We start from the raw sequence: 18,175 nt of genomic DNA, 5'->3' as shown, positions 1-18,175 counted from the left end.
GGCGCTCCCCGATCATGATCCCCACCCCGATTCTAGGCACAGGCGTGCCCTCGCGACTAGGGGCGGAGCCCGTCCCCGGGGGAGCCCGGGGACTGGCCGCTTTTCGCTTATTTTCCGTTCCAGCGCAGATTCACCACACCGCTGCGCCCCGGGGTGTTGTAACCCTCGAGCAACTGGTACTCGCGATCGAATACGTTTTCGATGCGCGCTTCCAGCGTCCAGCCGGCCGTCAGCGGCAGCGAGCCGCGCAGGTCGAAACGGGCGTAGCCGGGCAGGTCGCCACCGATGTCCGGGCGCGACGAGTAGGCGCTCGCATCCAGACCCAGGGCGGCGTCGTTGCTGAACCGGTAGCTGCCCGACAAGGACAGCTTGCGGTCCGGACGGCGCAGCAGCGGCAGGTCGGTCAACGCGTTGCGTGCGTCCTGCCAGGTGGCGTTGCCGTCCAGGCGGAACGCGCCGTGTTCGAAGTGGTAATCGAGTTCGGCACCGTCGATCGCGGCGCGGTTCACGTTCTCGGCGCCGAAGGTCGGGCTGGTGAACGCGATCAGGTCACGGACCCGCGTGCGGTACAGGGACACGGAGACGCGCTGGCTCAGCGTGGCCAGCCAGTCGACGCCGATTTCCTGGCTGATCGAACGCTCCGGGCGCAGGTCGGGATTGCCGGCGAAGAAGCCGAAGAAGCCCGGGTAGTAGAGCTCGTTGAAGTTCGGCGCGCGGAAACCCTGACCCCAGCTCGCGCGCACGCGCAGGCTGTCGTTGACGTCCAGACCCCAGGCGGCATTGCCGGTGGTGGCGCCGTCGAACTGACTGTTGTCGTCGCGACGGGCGGACAGCTCGAAGGTCTGCGTACCGAAGTGGCCGCGCCAGGACGCGAACACGGCGAGGTTGCGTCGGCCTTCGTCGAACGAGACCTCGGTCGAGCTTTCCGAGAAGCCGGTTTCGTGGGCCCAGTTCGCGCCCAGGTTCAGGGTGTTGTCGGCGTTGAGGGTGAAGGTGTTGACCCAGTCGAGCGTGCTGCGCTCGCTGCCGAAGTGCGAATCGAAGTCCGGCGTGTTCAGGTCTTCGCTGTTGTGGCCGAGCGTGATGCTGTGGCTCCAGCGGTCGTTGATCTCGCCCCACAGCACGATGCCCAGCTCGCGGTTGATCGCCGCGGTCTCGCCGATATCGAACTCGACGTCGGCGTCGGTGATCAGGCCGGTCAGCGCCACATGCTGGGTGCCGACGTCGCCGTGCACGCGCAGGCTGAGGTTGCGGTTGGTGTAGCCGTCGTTGTCCGGATCGTAGCTGCCCGGGCCCGCAGCGGGATTGGTCGCCGAGAAGCCGCGCTGGGTCTCGAATCCGGCGCCGATCGCCACATGCGCGGTGCCGAAACCGGCATTGAGGCCGCCCAGGCCGTAGCTGCCGGCGCGGGCTTCGATGTAACCGGCCGACGGATCGCGGGTGAAGATGTGGATGACGCCGCCAATCGCGTCCGAGCCCCACAGGGCCGCGCGCGGGCCGCGTACGATTTCGATGCGTTCGATCTGCGACAGCGGCAGATGCGCGAAGTCGAAGTTGCCCTGGTTGGCCGAGTTCACGCGAATACCGTCGATGAGCACGAGGGTGTGGCTGGCGATGCCGCCGCGCAGGAACAAGGTATTGGTCTGACCCGGACCGCCGGTGCGGACCAGGTCCATGCCGGCCTGGCGCGCGAGCAGGCTCAGCAGGTCGGGTGCCTGGCTGGCTTCGATGTCGCTGCGTTCGATGACGGTGACCGAGGCGAGCACTTCATCGGCTGGCACGGCGCTGCGATTGGCGGTGACAACGACGGTGTCGATGTCCTTCGCGTCGTCGGCACGGGCCGTGCCCAGCAGGGAAAGGGAAATCGCCGCCGACAGGGCGGTATTGCGAATTACTTGGTTCATGACAGCTCCTGAAACGCACACCCGCTTGGAAGTGCAGGTCGGGGCAGGAGAGGGGATCAACGCATGGCGCGGACGCGACAGGAGTTGCCCCGTCGCCCACCGCAACGTGCCGTTAGGTCGCGCCTTCCGGATCGGAAAGCGCGTCTGGTCCCGAGGCCGGTCTCCGGACTTGCCAGCGACGCGATGGCTTCCATCGCGTCAGCCTTTCGCCTTCCCAGGCCGTGGCCCAGTGGCTTGATGAAAGGAGTTCTGGCTTACCGTTGCGGGGGCAGTGCCGGACTTTCACCGGCTTCCCGAGCACCTGGGGCGGCGCGAAGTGTAATGGAGCAGGCCGGCGGGGGCCAGCGAGGGCGTGCCGGCTATTCGTCGCGATCGGCGTCCAGGCCTTCGAAGCCGCCGTCGCTGCCGGTGCGCAGGTGCAGGCTGATGGGTCGGCAGCAGACCGGGCAGTCTTCGATGTAGTCGGCCTCGCCGCCGGAGGCGTCGACGAGCGCTTCGAAGCGCTCGCCGCAGAACGGGCAGGTGAGGAAGACGGAATCGAGCATGTCGCGATTGTCGGCAGGCCGATGTATCAATCGCGTGATTCCCCGGGTTTCGGACGCAGGGCCGCGCCTAGTCGGGCAGGAACAGGGACACCACGTCGTTGGTGAAGCGCCGGCCCAGCTCGGTCGGGACGACGCGGTCGCCGCTGCGCTCGAGCCAGCCCATGAACCGGGCATGGTCCAGGCGCTTGTCGAGCGTTGCGCGCGGCAAGCCCGTGCGTACTTCGAAATCGGCGAGCGAAAAACCCTCGACCAGTCGCAGCGTGTTGAGCATGTAGTCGAACGCGCGGCTGTCGACCGCGATCGGATCGTCGCCACCGATGCGTGCTTCGCTCGCTGCCGCCGCCAGGTACTCGCGCGGATTCTTCACTTTCCAGCGGCGCAGGATGTCGCCGCTCGCACCGGAGGAAATCTTGCCGTGCGCGCCGGCGCCGATGCCCAGGTAGTCGCCGAAACGCCAGTAGTTGAGGTTGTGCGCGCATTGCCGACCGGGTTGCGCGTACGCCGAGACTTCGTACTGCGCGAAACCGGCGTCGGCCATGCGCGCAATGCAGCGCTCCTGCATGTCCCAGGCATCGTCGTCGGCGGGAAGGCCGGTCGGCGGTTTTGCCGCGAACACGGTGTTGGGCTCGAGCGTGAGCTGGTAGTGCGACAGATGCGTGGGCGCCAGCGCGATCGCGCGCTCCACGTCGTGCAGCGCCATCGCCAGCGTCTGCTCGGGCAGGGCGTACATCAGGTCGAGATTGATGTTGTCGTAGCCGGCGTCCTGCGCGAGTTTGACGGCGTATTCCGCCTCGCCGCTGTCGTGGATGCGGCCCAGCCGCTGCAGGCAACCGTCGTCGAAACTCTGCACGCCGAACGACAGGCGATTCACGCCGGCGGCGAGGTAGTGCTCGAATCGGCCGTGCTCGGCGGTGCCGGGATTGCACTCCATCGTGATCTCGGCGCCGGGAGCGAAACGCAGGCGCGCGCTGGCGGCATCGAGAATGCGGCCGATCGCGTCGGGCGGAAACAGGCTCGGTGTGCCGCCGCCGAAAAATACGCTGTGCACCGTGCGACCCCAGACCAGTGGCAGGTCCTGTTCGAGATCGGCGGTCAGCGCCGCGAGGTATTCCTCGACCGGCAGCGTCTGCGGCTGGTTGTGCGAATTGAAATCGCAATACGGGCATTTGCGCACGCACCACGGGATGTGGATGTACAGCGACAGGGGCGGCGGAATGAGCATGGTCGATTGTCCCACGCGGCCGCTCACAGGCGCGGGAGTTGCTCGCGCAGGCGGGCCAGTGCCTGGCCGCGGTGGCTCACGCGGTTCTTGACGTCCGCAGGCAATTCGCTGGCCGCGAGACCGAGCAGGGGATCGAAGAACACCGGGTCGTAGCCGAACCCGCCGTCGCCGCGGGGTGCGTGCAGGAGGCGGCCTTCCCACAGGCCCTCGGCGATGATCGGATGCGGATCGCGGGCATGGCGCAGCAGCACGATCACCGACAGGAAGCGCGCGCGACGGGCGCCGTCGGGCACGCGCTCCATGGCGTCGAGCAACTTGCGGATATTGCCGGCGGCGTCGCCATGTACGCCGGCGTAATGCGCACTGATCAGGCCGGGCGCACCGTCGAGCGCGTCGACGATCAGGCCCGAATCATCGGCGATCGCCGGCAGACCGGTGACCTCGGCGGCATGGCGGGCCTTGATCAGCGCGTTCTCGACGAAGCTGTGTCCGTCTTCGATGGCATCGCTCACGCCCAGCTCGCCCTGCGTGACGAGCTCCAGGCCGATATCGGCCAGCAAGGGCTGCATTTCCGCGAGCTTGCCGCGGTTGGAGGTGGCGAGGACGATCCTGTTCACGGGATGGGGCGCGTTACAGGCCCAACGCAGCGCGCTGCATCTGCACGAGTTCGCCGACGCCTTTTTCCGCCAGCGCCAGCAGCGCATCCATCTCCGAGCGGCGGAACGCATGGCCTTCGGCGGTGCCCTGCACCTCGATGAAGCCGCCGCCGTCGTTCATCACCACATTCATGTCGGTGTCGCAGTTCGAATCCTCGGCATAGTCCAGGTCCAGCACCGGCACGCCCTGGAAGATACCGACGGAAATCGCCGCGATCGCACCCAGCACCGGTTCCCGCGTGATGTCGCCGCGCTTTTTCAGGACCGAGATCGCGTCGCACAGCGCGACATACGCGCCGGTGATCGCCGCGGTGCGCGTGCCGCCATCGGCCTGCAGCACGTCGCAATCGAGGGTGATGGTGCGTTCGCCGAGCGCCTTGCGGTCGACGCAGGCGCGCAGGGAGCGACCGATCAGGCGCTGGATCTCCAACGTGCGCCCACCCTGCTTGCCGCTGGCCGCTTCGCGGCCCATGCGCTCGTGCGTGGAGCGCGGCAGCATGCCGTATTCGGCCGTGACCCAGCCCTCGCCCTTGCCGCGCAGGAAGCCGGGCACGCGGTTCTCGACGCTGGCCGTGCACAGCACGCGGGTATCGCCGAAGCTGATCAGGACCGAACCCTCGGCATGCTTGGTGAACTGGCGTTCGATGCGCACGTCGCGCAGCTGGTCGGGCGCGCGGCCGCTGGGCCGGGAAAAGGAGGTCATGGGGGCATCCGACAAAACTGGGTCGGCTAGATTACCATTCACGCCCGACCCGAACCGGAGCTCCGCATGATCCGCAGCATGACCGCCTTCGCCGCCTGCGAACGCGCCGCCACCGGTGGCCAGCTCAGCTGCGAACTGCGTGCGGTCAACCATCGCTTCCTGGAACTGGCCGTGCGGGCACCGGAAGAGCTGCGGGCGATCGAGGGTGCGTTGCGCGAGCGGGTGGCGCAGAAGATCTCGCGCGGCAAGGTCGATCTCAATTTCCGCTATCGCGCCGCGGCCGGCAACGTCGGCACGATCCAGGTCAACGAGCGTCTGGTCACCCAGCTCGCCGCGATCCACGCGCGTCTGCATGGCGAGTTTCCGGATATGCGCGTGCAGTTCACCGAGTTGCTGCGCTATCCGGGCGTGGTTGAAGAAGAGAGCTTTGATACCGCCGGCCTGCAGGCCGAGGCGATGGCCCTGCTCGACGAAACCCTCGCGCAGTTCGTGACCTCGCGCGAGCGCGAAGGGGCGAATCTCGCGGCGGTCATGAACGAACGCATCGACGGCATCGAGCGCATCGTCGCCCAGGTGCGGCAGTGGCTGCCGGACATCCGCACGGCCCTGCGCGCGAAGATGGAAGCCAAGCTCGCTGATCTGAAACTGCCGCTCGATCCGGGCCGGCTGGAGCAGGAAGTCGTGCTCAATCTGCAAAAGATCGATGTCGACGAAGAACTCGATCGCCTGGGCAGCCATCTGGCCGAGGCGCGGCGCATCTTCCGCTTGCCCGAGGCCGTGGGCCGGCGCCTGGACTTCCTGATGCAGGAATTCAACCGCGAGGCCAACACGCTCGGCTCCAAGTCGGTTGACGCGCGCACGACGCAGGCCGCGGTGGAGCTGAAGGTGCTGATCGAACAATTGCGCGAACAAGTGCAGAACCTCGAATGACCACATTACGCGGCACCCTCTATATCGTCGCCGCGCCCTCCGGGGCCGGAAAATCGAGCCTGGTCAATGCGGTGCTGGCGCGCGAGCCGGGCATTTCGCTGTCGATCTCGTTCACCTCGCGCGCGCCGCGGCCCGGCGAGCGCCATGCCCAGCATTACCATTTCGTGAGCAAGGACGAGTTCGAGCGAATGATCGCCGCCGGCGATTTCTTCGAATACGCGCTCGTGCACGGCGACTACAAGGGCACCGCGCGGCAGTCCGTCGAGCCGCAACTGGCGGCCGGCAAGGACGTGCTGCTGGAGATCGACTGGCAGGGTGCGCGCCAGGTGCGCGAGAAGATGCCCGAGGCGGTGAGCGTGTTCATCCTGCCGCCGTCGCGGGACGCGCTGCAGACGCGCATGCGCAACCGCGGCCAGGACAGCGAGGAAACCATCGCCCGGCGCCTGGCCGCCGCGCGTGAAGAGATGTCGCATTACGGCGAGTTCGACTACGTCATCGTGAACGAGCATTTCGACGCCGCCGCCGCCGAGCTGCGCGCGATCTTCGTGGCCCAGCGCCTGCGCCGGCCGGCCCAGTCCGAGCGGCATGCCGCCCTGATCCAGGCCTTGCTCGGCTGAACGGGGCTCACCGGGTTTGAACCCGGGGGCCGGGCTCGCGTATAATGCCCAGTTCCGCGTAACTCATTGATTTTGCGGACGGGCCCCTCGGGCACCGTCCCGCCCAGGAGACCGTATGGCCCGCATCACCGTAGAAGACTGCCTGTCCGTCGTGGACAACCGCTTCGAGCTGGTCCTGATGGCGTCCAAGCGCGCCCGCCAGCTGGCCAAGGGCGTCGAGCCGACCCTGGACAACAGCGAATCACAGGACAAGCCGACCGTGTTGGCACTGCGCGAGATCGCCGCGCGCAAGATCGACCTCGGCCTGATCGAGGAAGTCGAAAAAGCCGAGCGTGAACGCGCCGAGCGTGAAGCCCTGGAATGGGCAGCGGCCGAAGTCGTCGACGACGACCTGTCCAAGGGCGGCGACGACTGAGCATCGGCGGCATTGCAAGCAGTCGAAACGGCCCTTCGGGGCCGTTTTTGTTTTCGGCGCCGCGCATTGAAGGGCTGCGCGTGGCCGCGTAGGCTCCGGGTATGACCCGTTTGCAGACCCATGTCGATCCGACGTTCACGCCGTGCCCGGACCCCTGTCCCGAGGCCGTGCGGCAACTCGAGTTGCGTCTGGCCGACTACCTGACGCCGGCGCAGATCCTGAAAGTGCGCCGCGCCTACGAGGTCGGTGCAGCCGCGCACGACGGCCAGAAGCGTAAGTCCGGCGAGGCCTACATCACGCACCCGATCGCAGTCGCCGGCATCCTCGCCGAACTGCGCATGGACGTGGAAACCCTGTGCGCGGCGATCCTGCACGACACGCTGGAAGACACGCCGCTGCCGCGTAGCCAGATCGTCGCCGAGTTCGGCGAGCCGGTCGCCGAGCTCGTCGACGGCGTCACCAAACTCGACAAGATCCAGTTCGCCGACAAACAGGAAGCGGTTGCGGAAAGTTTCCGCAAGATGATGCTGGCGATGTCGCGCGACCTGCGCGTGATCCTGATCAAGCTCGCCGACCGCCTGCACAACATGCGCACGCTCGATGCGATGAGTCCGGAATCGCGTCGGCGCATCGCGCGCGAGACGCTGGAGATCTACGCGCCGATCGCCCAGCGCCTGGGCATGAACCGGATCAAAGCCGAACTGCAGGATCTCGGTTTCCGTGCCCTGCATCCGCTGCGACACAAGGTCATCGCCAAGCGCATTGCCAGTCAGCCGGTCATGCGGCGCGAAGCGATGGCGACGCTGGAAGCGCAGATCGCTCACCGCCTAACCCAGGAAGGCCTGCCGTTCCGGCTGGTCGGGCGGGTGAAGGCGCCGTGGAGCATCTACAGCAAGATGCGCGAGGAGAACAAAAGCTTCGACCAGGTCATGGACGTGTTCGGCTTCCGGCTGGTCGTGCAGAAGGTCATGCAGTGCTACCACGCGCTGGGCGCGGTGCACTCGATGTTCAAACCGCTCGATGCGCGCTTCCGCGATTTCATCGCCATTCCCAAGGCCAACGGCTACCAGAGCCTGCACACGGTGCTGTTCGGTTCCTACGGCTCGCCGGTCGAGGTGCAGATCCGCACGGAAGAAATGGACCTGATCGCCGAGCGCGGCATCGCGGCGCACTGGCTCTACAAGAACATCGGACAGGGCATGAACAATGCCCAGATCCGCGCCCAGGACTGGGTGCGCGGACTCATGGACAGCCAGGAATCGGCGGCCTCGTCGATCGAGTTCCTGGAAAACGTCAAGGTCGACCTGTTTCCCGACGAGGTCTACCTGTTCACGCCCAAGGGCGACATCCTGGCCCTGCCGCGCAACGCCACCACGCTCGATTACGCCTACGCGGTGCACACCGACGTCGGCAACCATGCCGTGGCCGCGCGCGTGGACAAGAAGCTCGTGCCGTTGCGCACCAAGCTCATCAGTGGCCAGACGGTCGAAATCATCACCGCACCCTCGGCCACGCCCAGCCCGCAATGGCTGGAGTTCGTGGTCTCGAGCAAGGCGCGCACGGCGATCCGTCACCATCTCAAGCGCCTCGAGCACGAAGACGCCGTCGACCTGGGCCACCGCATGCTCGACCGCGCGCTGGAGCAGCGCGACAGCTCGCTCGACCGCGTTTCCGGCGAGCGCCTGGAGCAGTTCCTGACCGAGCACCGCTACCGTCGTCTGGAGGAATTGCTCGCCGACATCGCCCTCGGCAACCGCATGCCCGCGCAAGTTGCGCAGGTGCTGGCGCAGGGCGACGTGGAAGTGCCGCTGCGTCCGAACCAGGGCCTGGTCACCGGCGAGCAGATCCTGATCACCGGCGCCGAACGCGGCGTGCTCAGTTTCGCCGGCTGCTGCTATCCCATTCCCGGCGACGACATCATGGGTTACATCACCGCCGGCAAGGGCGTGGTGGTGCACCGCGCCGATTGCCCGAACGTTACCGAATACCGCAAGCATCCCGAACGCTGCGTGCCGATGGCCTGGGACCGCTATGTCGAAGGCGACTACCGCGCTGCGCTGCATATCGAGGTCGACAACAAGCCCGGCGTGCTCGCCCAGGTCGCAGCGGCGGTGGCGGAAAGCGATTCCAACATCGATTCGGTCGAATACCGCGAGCGCGACCTGCGCATCTCGGTCATGGAGTTCGGCATCGAGGTGCGCAACCGCAAACACCTGGCCGACGTGATCCGGCGGGTGCGGCGCCTGAGCGTCGTGCACGGCGTGGAACGCAAGTAGGGCGGCCGCGCTAAACTCACGCTTTCCGCCGCCGAGTCCCGCCATGCCCCGCCAGCCCATCGCCACCGACCGCGCTCCCGCCGCCATCGGCCCGTATTCGCAGGCCACGCGCTGCGGCAAGACGGTGTTCCTGTCGGGACAGATTCCGCTCGATCCGGCGACCGGTCAGCTCGTCGATGGCGACATCGCCGCACATACGCGCCGCGTTTTCGACAATCTGCAGGCGGTCTGCGTCGCGGCCGGCGGTTCGCTCGACGATGTCGTACGCATCGGCATCTATCTCACCGACCTGGGCGACTTCGCTGCCGTGAATGCGGTCATGGCCGAGTATTTCAGCGCGCCGTATCCGGCCCGCTCGACCATCCAGGTGTCCGCCCTGCCGCGTGGTGCGCAGGTCGAGGTAGACGCCATTCTCGCGTTCGACTGAGTGGCCGGACGCGGCCCGACGGCTGTCGCCGAACCGACGCTGTCGCCGGCCGGCGATGCGCCGACCACCTGCCTGCCCGGCGTGGGTCCCGCCGTGGCGGAAAAACTTGCCGCGCGCGGGCTGTCGACGCTGCAGGATCTCTGGCTGCACCTGCCGCTGCGTTACGAAGACCGCACGCAGATCGTGGCGATGCGCGCGCTCGTGCCCGGACAGACCGCGCAGGTGGAGGGACGCGTCGAAGCCGTCGAGCGCGGCTTTCGTTACCGTCCGATGTTGCGTGTGGCGATCGGTGACGAATCGCGCGCCACGCTGACGCTGCGTTTTTTCCATTTCAATGGCGCGCAAGCGGCGCAGTTCCTGCCCGGCCGCCGCATACGCTGCTACGGCGAAGCCCGGCCCGGCGCGCACGGCCTGGAAATGGTGCATCCGAGCTACCGGTTTCTCGCCGAGTCCGACGATGGCGCCCTGCGCGATTCGCTCGACCCGGTGTATCCGGCAGTCGAAGGCATCGGGCCGCAGACCCTGACCAAGATCATCGGCGAAGCCCTGCGTCGCCTGCCGCCGGCACCGTCGCTGGAGCTGTTGCCCGCGGCGTTGCGCGCGACACTGGACCTGCCCTCGCTGCGCGAGGCCTTGCTGGTCGCGCACCGCCCGCCACCCGACACCGACATCGCGTTGTTCGCCGCGGGACGGCATCCGTCCTTGCAGCGACTGGCGCTGGAGGAAATGCTCGCCCACCACCTGAGCCTGCGTCGTCAGCGCATCGCCCTGCGCGCGCATGGCGCGACACCGATCAAGGCGCGCGGCGAGTTGAGCCAGCGCCTGCTCGGCAATCTGCCCTACACCCTGACAGGGGCGCAGCAGCGCGTGTTCAAGGAAGTCGTCGTCGACATGCAGCGTCCCGAGCCGATGCTGCGCCTGGTGCAGGGCGATGTCGGCAGCGGCAAGACCGTGGTCGCGGCGTTGGCCGCCCTGCGTGCCGTGGAGGCAGGGCGACAGGTCGCGCTGATGGCGCCGACCGAATTGCTGGCCGAACAGCACCTCAATAATTTCCGCACCTGGCTCGAGCCGCTCGGCGTGCGCATCGTCTGGCTGGCCGGCAAGGTCACCGGCAAGGCGCGAGCGGCGGTGCTGGCGGACATCGCCTCCGGCGCGGCGCCCGTGGTCATCGGCACCCATGCGCTGATGCAGGAAGGCGTGGCCTTCGCCGATCTCGCGCTCGCCATCGTCGACGAGCAACACCGCTTCGGCGTCCACCAGCGCCTGGCCCTGCGCGACAAGGGGCGCGATGGCCGCAAGGTGCCGCACCAATTGGTGATGACCGCGACGCCGATCCCACGCACGCTGGCGATGTCGGCCTACGCCGATCTCGATGTGTCGGTCATCGACGAGATGCCGCCGGGTCGCACGCCGGTCACGACGGTGGCGATCAGCGGCGACCGTCGCGGCGAGGTGGTCGAGCGCATTCGCGCTGCCTGCGCCGAAGGACGCCAGGTCTACTGGGTCTGCACGCTGATCGACGAGAGCGAGGAAATCGAAGCGCAGTCGGCGCAAAGCACCTTCGACGCGCTCGCGGCGGCCCTGCCGCAGCTGCGCCTGGGCCTGTTGCACGGGCGCATGAAGCCGGCCGACAAACAGTCGGTGATGGCGCGCTTCAAGGCGGGCGAACTGCAGTTGCTCGTCGCCACGACGGTCATCGAGGTCGGGGTCGACGTGCCCAATGCCAGTCTGATGGTCATCGAAAACGCCGAACGCCTCGGGCTGGCGCAATTGCATCAGCTGCGTGGACGTGTCGGCCGCGGCGCGCAGGCCTCGAGCTGCGTGCTGATGTTCAAGGCGCCCTTGTCGCAGATGGCACGCGAGCGCCTGGACGTCATGCGCCGGACCACCGACGGCTTCGTGATCGCCGAGAAGGACCTCGAACTGCGTGGCCCGGGCGAGCTGCTCGGCACGCGCCAGACCGGCCTGGCGGGATTCCGCATCGCCGATCTGGTGCGCGATGCGCATTTGTTGCCGGCGGTACATCGGGCGGCGGAAGTCCTGCTCGCGGAAGCTCCCGATTTGGCTGATCGCATCGTCGCGCGCTGGGTCGGCAGCGCGGCGCGTTTTGCCGGTGCGTGAGACTGGTCGCCGGGTCGCGTTTGCGCTGGCGGGCGCTTCACTCGATAGTCCCTGTCCCGCTTCATTCCCTTTCAGGCACTGAGCCCAAGAGTCCTTCATGTCCCAGAAAATCCCGCTGCTCATCGACACCGACCCGGGCGTGGACGACGCGCTCGCCCTGTTGATGGCCTTCCACGATCCGGCGCACGAGTTGCTTGGTCTGACGATCGCGGCCGGCAATGTCGGGCTGCGTCACACGGTGGCCAATGCACTGAAGCTCTGCGAGGTCGCCGGCGTCTCGGTACCGGTCTACGCGGGCTGCCCGGTGCCACTGGTGCACGAGGCCGAAGATGCCGCCTATGTGCATGGCCTGGACGGCTTCGGCGACACGGACTACGCCCCGGCGGCGAGCACGGCGGCCGACGAACATGCGGCGCTGGCAATCATCCGACTGTCGAAGGCGCACGCGGGCCGGTTGCTGCTGGTCACGCTCGGGCCCCTGACCAATCTGGCGCTCGCCCTGCGGCTGGATCCGGACTTGCCCACGCGTATCGGCCGTCTGGTGATCATGGGCGGTGCGGTGACCGGGCAGGGCAATACCTCGATCCCGGCCGAGTTCAACATCGCCTTCGATCCGGAGGCGGCAGATGTCGTTTTCCGCGCCTTCCCGGCCTTCGACCTCATCGATTGGGAAGCGGTGCTCCGGCACGGCTTCCTGCATACCGAATTCGAGGCCTGGCTGGCCCGGGGCGACCATCGCGCCCGCTTCTACGACGGCATTTCGCGCAAGACCCGGGCCTGGTCCGAGGGCAAGCGCGGATCGCATTGGCATTCGGCCGACGCGCTGGCCATGGTGGCCGCGCTGGTGCCGGCCGGCATCGTCCGGGACGAGCGCCGGCATGCCCGGATCGAGACCGAGGGCCGGCACAGCCGGGGCGCCACGATCGTGGATTGGGCGCAGCGGATGGGGTTGCCGGCCAATGCCCGCATCGTCATGGACTATGACCAGGCGGCCTTCGAGGCCCGTATCCGGGCCTGTCTGGGGGCCTGAACCGCCCGGCTGGACCGGCTTTCCGCCGGGCGATGTCCGGCCGGCTTGCGGTGGGGGCCGGATGATGGCTAAAATAGCGGTCTTTTCCACGAATCAGCGCGGACCTTTCCATGAAAGCCGACATCCATCCCAGCTACAACGCCGTCGTCTTCCAGGACGTCACTTCCGATTTCGCCTTCCTGACCCGTTCCACGCTTTCGAGCAAGGAAAAGATCAAGTGGGAAGACGGCCAGGAATACCCGCTGATCAAGGTCGAAATTTCTTCGGCCACGCACCCGTTCTACACGGGCAAGCAGCGCGTCAGCGACACCAGCGGTCGCATCGACAAGTTCAAGAAGCGCTACACCGCCGCCAAGTAAGGGCGTCGCGACGCAGACCGGCCGACAGGCCGCGCTGCATCGGTTAGCGTTTCACCGGCAACGGCCACCCCTGCGGTGGCCGTTCGCTTTTGTGGCGCGGCGCACGCCTCGGACGTCCGTCCTTGGTTCGCCTGCCTTTCGCACTGACTTGCGCAAATTCCCTATGCGATACTTGGCGCTTGGCCGAAGCCTTGGTGACGGTCCATCCCCTGTCAGCGGCGTCGCCCTTGGTTGCGGCGGCCGCACGAGCCTTCAAGGAGTGTGCCTGTGTCCGACAACAAGAGCGTGATTCTTAACGCCGGCGACAAGAGCGTCGAGCTTCCCGTCCACAGCGGCACGCTGGGTCCGGACTGCGTGGATATCGGCAAGCTCTACAAGGAAACCGGCAAGTTCACCTACGACCCGGGCTTCATGTCCACGGCCAGCTGCCGCAGCGCGATTACCTACATCGATGGCGACGCCGGCGTGCTGATGTACCGCGGCTACCCGATCGAGCAGCTGGCGAAGAACTCCAACTTCCTCGAAGTCAGCTACCTGCTGATGAACGGCGAGCTGCCCAACCAGGCCGAGTTCGCCAAGTTCGAACACGAAGTCACGCATCACACGATGATGCATGAGGCTTTCCGCACCTTCTTGTACGGCTTTCGCCACGACGCGCATCCGATGGCGATGATGACCGGCATGCTCGGTTCGTTGGCCGCGTTCTACCACGGCGACCTGGACCTCGAAGACCCCGAGCAGCGTCGCCTGGCCGCGATCCGCCTGCTGGCCAAGGTGCCGACGATCGCCGCCGCCTGCTACCGCTATTCGATCGGCTGGCCGATCCGTTATCCGCGCAACAACCTCGAATATGTCGAGCGCTTCCTGCACATGATGTTCGAAGTGCCGAGCGAGCCGCTGGTCATGAAGCCGGTCGCCGCGCGCGCGCTCGACCTGCTGTTCATCCTGCACGCCGACCACGAGCAGAACGCGTCGACCTCGACCGTGCGCCTGGTCGGTTCGACCGGTGCCAATCCTTATGCCTGCGTCGCCGCCGGCATCGCGGCGCTCTGGGGCCCGGCGCATGGCGGCGCCAACGAAGCCGTGCTCGAGATGCTCAAGGAAATCGGCCGCCCGGAAAACGTCGGCAGCGCGATCGAGAAGGCCAAGGACAAGAATTCGGGCTTCCGCCTGATGGGCTTCGGCCACCGCGTGTACAAGAATTTCGATCCGCGCGCGAAGATCATCCGCGAGATGTGCCACCAGGTGCTCGGCGAGCTCGGCGTCAACGACCCGCTGCTCGAAGTGGCGATGAAGCTCGAGGAAGCCGCGCTCAAGGACGAGTATTTCATCCAGCGCAAGCTCTACCCGAACGTCGATTTCTACTCGGGCATCATCTACAAGGCCTTGGGCATTCCGACCGAGATGTTCACGGTGATGTTCGCGATCGCGCGTACCGCCGGTTGGGTGTCGCATTGGCTCGAGCAGCAGGTCGACCCGGAAAACAAGATCGGCCGTCCGCGCCAGATCTACACCGGCGCGGTGTCGCGCGACTACACGCCGATTGCGCAGCGCTGAGGCGCGCCTTTCCGGAGAAGAGCCCCGCATTGCGGGGCTCTTTTTGCGTCGCGCCGGCTAGGGCCCGGACGCCTCGCCGGCCAGCAACGTGCGCAGGGCCGCCAGGGTCGCGCGCGGCATCGGCTTGTCATCCAGCGGTCCGAGCGGCGCCTGCCGCAGCAGGGCGGGCGGCAGCACGGTGAGTTCGAAGGCGAGGTCGTCGACGGAAAACGACCAGACCGGAAAGTCGCTTTCGCGCTCGCGATCCAATCGCAGGCGGCGCGATTGCGGCAGGGCGGGGATGCCGGCGTCGATGAGATGGCGGGCGACGGTATCGGCGTCCTCGGCGAACAGGTGCAGGCTCACCGGTGAATGCGCGTCCGCGGTGCCTTCCAGCACCGGCCCGACCAGGCGCGGCTGGAAGCGCTCGAAGAAGATCATCGCGTCGATGGCCGCCGCGCGCCGCGCGTGCAGCTCCTGCGGCTGCTGTTGCCCCTGGAACAGGCGCTGGTAGTCGCGCAGCTGCGCCTCGATCTCGGCATTGCGCGGCAGCGAGGCCTCGTTGCTGATCCCCAGCCGGTGCGCCGCCTTGAGTTTGGCCTGCTGAAAATCGCGCAGGCCGGTGGTTGCCATCAGGCGCGCCGCCTCCGCCGCGACTTGGCGGCGCTCGTGGTTGCGGGCTTCCTCGTGCTTGCGGGACGGGGGCATGACGGCTCCGTTGCGGCCTGCCGACGGCACGCGCCGATCGGCTGATCGTCAGGGTTCGAACCTCATGGCTCAGAAGACGTCGAACGAAGCCTCATCGGCATTGTTGCCGCTGTAGTCCTGGACCGGACTACTGGTCAGCATGCGGTCGTAGTCTTCCTGCTTCATGAATTCCTTCAACGAACCCGGCGTGCCCTCGGGCAGCAGGTTGCCGCTGCCCGGGCTGATCGCCACGGTGACCACGCCGGCCGGCGGCGTTTGATCGGCGATCGGTTCGTCCTTGAGCGCGCTGCGCATGTAGTTGATCCAGATCGGCAGGGCCGCCTTGCCGCCGTACTCGCGGTAGCCGAGCGACTTGAAGTCGTCGTTGCCGACCCAGACCGCGGTGACCAGGTCGCCGCCGAAGCCGGCGAACCAGGCGTCGCGATGGTTGTTGGTCGAGCCGGTCTTGCCGCCGATGTCGGCGCGGTTGAGCACCTTGGCCGCGGTGGCCGTGCCGCGCAGCACGACGTCGCGCATCAGCGAGCTGGTCAGGAAGGCGCTGCGTTCGTCGATCGCGCGCGGTGCCAGGGCGAGGGGCGAGGGGCCGACGAAATCCGGGTCGAATTTCGCCGTGGCCTCGGTGCTGGTGGCCGTGGGACCGCCGGCGCTGAAGTCGAACCCGTCTACGACCACCGTGGTGCGTTGTTCGCGCGCCAGTCGCTCCGGGCAGGCGCGGCAGGCGCGGGGCGCGTGCGTGTTGCCGATGACGACGCCATTGCGGTCGACGATGCGGGTGATGAAATACGGCTCGATGAGGAAGCCGCCATTGGCGAAGACCGAATAACCGCGCGCCATGGAAATCGGCGTCAGCGAGGCGGTACCCAGCGACATCGACAGGTTCGGCGGCAGGCTTTCGATCTTGAAGCCGAACTGGGTGATGTACTTGCGCGCGAAATCGACGCCGATCGCGTCGAGCAGTCGCACCGAGACCAGGTTGCGCGACTGCACCAGGGCTTCGCGCAGGCGGATGGGGCCGGCGAACGTCGCATTGTCGTTCTGCGGGCGCCAGACGTGGCCGGCGCGGTCCTTGAACACCACCGGGGCGTCCAGAACGATGCTGGCGGGCGTGTAGCCGCGCTCGAACGCGGCCGAGTACAGGAAGGGCTTGAAGCTCGAGCCAGGCTGACGCTGCGCCTGGGTGGCGCGGTTGAACTTGCTGCGCGAGTAGCTCAGGCCACCGATGATCGCGCGCACGGCGCCATCTTCGGGCGCGAGCGACACCAGCGCCGACTCGGCCTTGGGCAGTTGTCCCAGTTCGAACACACCGGCTTTGTCGGTCGGCAGCAGGCGCACGATGTCGCCGCGCTTGAGCAATTGCCCCGGGCTGCGTCCGGTCCAGCGACTGGCGGTGGTGTCGATCGTCACCGGATCGGCGGCGGCCGTGATCACCGTCGCCGAGCTGCCGGCGACCGAGGCCACGATGCCGACCGGCATGCCGGCGACAAACGGATACGGCCGCAGGCGCGAACGCAGCGCCTTCGCGTCTTCGTCTGCGGCCACGTCCAGATGGGCCTCCGGCGCACGCCAGCCGTGGCGGCGGTCGTATTCGATCAGGCCGTCGCGCACGGCTTTCGCCGCCGCCAGCTGGTCGACGCTGGAGACCGTGGTGTAGACGCGGAAACCGCTGGTTTCCGCCTCGTCGCCGTAGCGATCCTGCATCGCGCGGCGGACCATTTCGGCCAGGTAGGGCGCGTCCAGTTCGACCTTCGGTTCGTGCCGGCTCGCCATGTTGCGCTCGGCCTGCGCCGCGCGTTCCTGCGCGACCGAAATGAAGCCGACTTCGCGCATGCGCTGCAGCACATAGTTGCGGCGGATCTGCGCGCGCTCCGGATTGATGATCGGATTTCCGCTCGACGGAAACTTCGGAATCGCAGCCAGCGAGGCCGCTTCTGCGAGTGTCAGCTGGTCGAGTTTCTTGCCGTAGTAGTACTCGGCGGCGGCGGCCACGCCGTAGGCGCGATTGCCGAAAAAGATCTTGTTGAGATACAGCTCCAGGATCTCGTTCTTGGTCAGCTCGCGCTCCATTTTCAGCGCCAGCAGCATCTCCATCAGCTTGCGGCTGTAGCTGTATTCGTCGCTGAGATAAAAGCCTCGGGCGACCTGCTGAGTGATCGTGCTGCCGCCGGGAACGCGCTTGTTGTCGGTCGTTGCCAGCAGCCAGACGGCGCGGCCGATGCCCTTGTAGTCCAGGCCCTGATGCTCGTAGAACCGCGCATCCTCGATGGCGATGAAGGCCTGTTTGACCTGTAGCGGGATCTGCTCGACCTTGACCGGGTAGCGCCGGGTCTCGCCGAACTGGGCAATCAGCTTGTTATCGGCGCTGTATACGCTCAGCGGCACCTGCAGCTCGATATGGCGCAGGCCCTGGACGTCGGGAATGCGGGGGGCGATGAGCAGATAAAGCACGCCCAGGGCCAGGGCGGCCAGGACAACGAGGACGGCGCCCAGCAGGGCCAAGCGTCGCAACCATCGGGTAATACGGGCCATCCAGGGCCTCTCCGGCGTTTACATCGGGCGGGACGCGGAGTATAGAACGAGGGGCAGGTTCTCAGGAGACGCGGCCGGAACACCGGGAAAATCGCGTAAAGGCCTTGGGAATGGGCGGATCCGGGGGGGGGTTCCAGGGGGCTTCCAGTCCAATTTGGCAGGGGGGCATTGCCATTTCGGAAAAATTCGTTATTAATGTA

Annotated in this window: 16 protein-coding genes and 1 riboswitch; of the genes, 9 read left to right on the top strand and 7 right to left on the bottom strand. The window is 66.9% G+C overall.

Annotation, left to right across the window (positions count from 1 at the left end; all coding sequences use genetic code 11):
- Window positions 1-107 precede the first annotated feature (107 nt).
- The 5 genes from G467_RS0104190 to rph all read right to left on the bottom strand — a co-directional run bounded on the left by G467_RS0104190 (window position 108) and on the right by rph (window position 5,030).
- Window positions 108-1,904 (bottom strand): TonB-dependent receptor domain-containing protein, encoded by a 1,797-nt coding sequence (locus G467_RS0104190; protein WP_022968480.1) that lies wholly within the window; start codon window positions 1,902-1,904, stop codon window positions 108-110.
- 137 nt (window positions 1,905-2,041) lie between these two features.
- Window positions 2,042-2,224: riboswitch (cobalamin riboswitch) on the bottom strand.
- Between the two features lie 39 nt (window positions 2,225-2,263).
- On the bottom strand, window positions 2,264-2,449 hold the full coding sequence (locus G467_RS0104185; RefSeq protein ID WP_022968479.1) for a CPXCG motif-containing cysteine-rich protein: 186 nt from the start codon (window positions 2,447-2,449) through the stop codon (window positions 2,264-2,266).
- A gap of 67 nt (window positions 2,450-2,516) precedes the next feature.
- Entirely contained in the window at window positions 2,517-3,671 is a 1,155-nt protein-coding gene (hemW, locus tag G467_RS0104180; protein WP_022968478.1) for a radical SAM family heme chaperone HemW, read from the bottom strand.
- Window positions 3,672-3,694: 23 nt separating this feature from the next.
- Window positions 3,695-4,288 carry an RdgB/HAM1 family non-canonical purine NTP pyrophosphatase gene (rdgB, locus tag G467_RS0104175; protein ID WP_022968477.1) on the bottom strand — a complete coding sequence of 198 codons (594 nt, stop codon included), beginning with the start codon at window positions 4,286-4,288 and terminating at the stop codon, window positions 3,695-3,697.
- A 13-nt stretch (window positions 4,289-4,301) separates the two neighbouring features.
- Window positions 4,302-5,030: a ribonuclease PH gene (rph, locus tag G467_RS0104170; protein WP_022968476.1), complete on the bottom strand. Its 729-nt coding sequence runs from the start codon at window positions 5,028-5,030 to the stop codon at window positions 4,302-4,304.
- Window positions 5,031-5,096: 66 nt separating this feature from the next.
- On the opposite strand from rph, the gene G467_RS0104165 reads away from it, so the two are divergent.
- From G467_RS0104165 to G467_RS0104125, 9 genes are all read left to right on the top strand, one after another.
- Window positions 5,097-5,960, top strand: a complete 864-nt coding sequence (locus G467_RS0104165; RefSeq protein WP_022968475.1) for a YicC/YloC family endoribonuclease — start codon at window positions 5,097-5,099, stop codon at window positions 5,958-5,960.
- Entirely contained in the window at window positions 5,957-6,577 is a 621-nt protein-coding gene (gene gmk / locus G467_RS0104160; protein ID WP_022968474.1) for a guanylate kinase, read from the top strand. The genes G467_RS0104165 and gmk overlap by 4 nt, the downstream gene beginning before the upstream one ends.
- A gap of 115 nt (window positions 6,578-6,692) precedes the next feature.
- On the top strand, window positions 6,693-6,992 hold the full coding sequence (rpoZ, locus tag G467_RS0104155; RefSeq protein ID WP_022968473.1) for a DNA-directed RNA polymerase subunit omega: 300 nt from the start codon (window positions 6,693-6,695) through the stop codon (window positions 6,990-6,992).
- Between the two features lie 101 nt (window positions 6,993-7,093).
- Window positions 7,094-9,268, top strand: coding sequence for a RelA/SpoT family protein (locus tag G467_RS15330; protein WP_022968472.1), 2,175 nt, complete (start codon window positions 7,094-7,096; stop codon window positions 9,266-9,268).
- Window positions 9,269-9,311: 43 nt separating this feature from the next.
- Window positions 9,312-9,695, top strand: a complete 384-nt coding sequence (locus G467_RS0104145) for a RidA family protein (protein ID WP_022968471.1) — start codon at window positions 9,312-9,314, stop codon at window positions 9,693-9,695.
- Window positions 9,696-11,816, top strand: a complete 2,121-nt coding sequence (gene recG / locus G467_RS0104140) for an ATP-dependent DNA helicase RecG (RefSeq protein ID WP_022968470.1) — start codon at window positions 9,696-9,698, stop codon at window positions 11,814-11,816.
- Window positions 11,817-11,913: 97 nt separating this feature from the next.
- Entirely contained in the window at window positions 11,914-12,846 is a 933-nt protein-coding gene (locus G467_RS0104135) for a nucleoside hydrolase (protein WP_022968469.1), read from the top strand.
- A 110-nt stretch (window positions 12,847-12,956) separates the two neighbouring features.
- Window positions 12,957-13,205 carry a type B 50S ribosomal protein L31 gene (locus G467_RS0104130; RefSeq protein WP_022968468.1) on the top strand — a complete coding sequence of 83 codons (249 nt, stop codon included), beginning with the start codon at window positions 12,957-12,959 and terminating at the stop codon, window positions 13,203-13,205.
- Window positions 13,206-13,472: 267 nt separating this feature from the next.
- Window positions 13,473-14,762: a citrate synthase gene (locus tag G467_RS0104125; protein ID WP_022968467.1), complete on the top strand. Its 1,290-nt coding sequence runs from the start codon at window positions 13,473-13,475 to the stop codon at window positions 14,760-14,762.
- A 57-nt stretch (window positions 14,763-14,819) separates the two neighbouring features.
- Here the strand turns inward: G467_RS0104125 and G467_RS0104120 are convergent, their stop codons facing one another.
- Together G467_RS0104120 and G467_RS0104115 are read right to left on the bottom strand one after the other, a co-directional pair.
- Window positions 14,820-15,449 carry a hypothetical protein gene (locus G467_RS0104120; protein ID WP_022968466.1) on the bottom strand — a complete coding sequence of 210 codons (630 nt, stop codon included), beginning with the start codon at window positions 15,447-15,449 and terminating at the stop codon, window positions 14,820-14,822.
- 69 nt (window positions 15,450-15,518) lie between these two features.
- Complete coding sequence (locus tag G467_RS0104115) at window positions 15,519-17,975, bottom strand: penicillin-binding protein 1A (protein ID WP_022968465.1); 2,457 nt, start codon at window positions 17,973-17,975, stop codon at window positions 15,519-15,521.
- Window positions 17,976-18,175 lie beyond the last annotated feature (200 nt).

This window comes from Arenimonas oryziterrae DSM 21050 = YC6267 (genome assembly GCF_000420545.1).
Classification (GTDB): domain Bacteria; phylum Pseudomonadota; class Gammaproteobacteria; order Xanthomonadales; family Xanthomonadaceae; genus Arenimonas; species Arenimonas oryziterrae.
This window is presented reverse-complemented; position numbering and strand designations above follow the sequence as displayed.

What these genes read in the sequence shown, in the direction of transcription:
- G467_RS0104145 (WP_022968471.1), top strand. Translation starts at nt 9,312, where the DNA reads ATGCCCCGCCAGCCCATCGCCACCGACCGCGCTCCCGCCGCCATCGGC.
- G467_RS15330 (WP_022968472.1), top strand. Translation starts at nt 7,094, where the DNA reads ATGACCCGTTTGCAGACCCATGTCGATCCGACGTTCACGCCGTGCCCG.
- G467_RS0104120 (WP_022968466.1), bottom strand. Translation starts at nt 15,449, where the DNA reads ATGCCCCCGTCCCGCAAGCACGAGGAAGCCCGCAACCACGAGCGCCGC.
- rpoZ (WP_022968473.1), top strand. Translation starts at nt 6,693, where the DNA reads ATGGCCCGCATCACCGTAGAAGACTGCCTGTCCGTCGTGGACAACCGC.
- G467_RS0104190 (WP_022968480.1), bottom strand. Translation starts at nt 1,904, where the DNA reads ATGAACCAAGTAATTCGCAATACCGCCCTGTCGGCGGCGATTTCCCTT.
- G467_RS0104130 (WP_022968468.1), top strand. Translation starts at nt 12,957, where the DNA reads ATGAAAGCCGACATCCATCCCAGCTACAACGCCGTCGTCTTCCAGGAC.
- rph (WP_022968476.1), bottom strand. Translation starts at nt 5,030, where the DNA reads ATGACCTCCTTTTCCCGGCCCAGCGGCCGCGCGCCCGACCAGCTGCGC.
- G467_RS0104185 (WP_022968479.1), bottom strand. Translation starts at nt 2,449, where the DNA reads ATGCTCGATTCCGTCTTCCTCACCTGCCCGTTCTGCGGCGAGCGCTTC.
- G467_RS0104135 (WP_022968469.1), top strand. Translation starts at nt 11,914, where the DNA reads ATGTCCCAGAAAATCCCGCTGCTCATCGACACCGACCCGGGCGTGGAC.
- gmk (WP_022968474.1), top strand. Translation starts at nt 5,957, where the DNA reads ATGACCACATTACGCGGCACCCTCTATATCGTCGCCGCGCCCTCCGGG.
- G467_RS0104165 (WP_022968475.1), top strand. Translation starts at nt 5,097, where the DNA reads ATGATCCGCAGCATGACCGCCTTCGCCGCCTGCGAACGCGCCGCCACC.
- hemW (WP_022968478.1), bottom strand. Translation starts at nt 3,671, where the DNA reads ATGCTCATTCCGCCGCCCCTGTCGCTGTACATCCACATCCCGTGGTGC.
- G467_RS0104115 (WP_022968465.1), bottom strand. Translation starts at nt 17,975, where the DNA reads ATGGCCCGTATTACCCGATGGTTGCGACGCTTGGCCCTGCTGGGCGCC.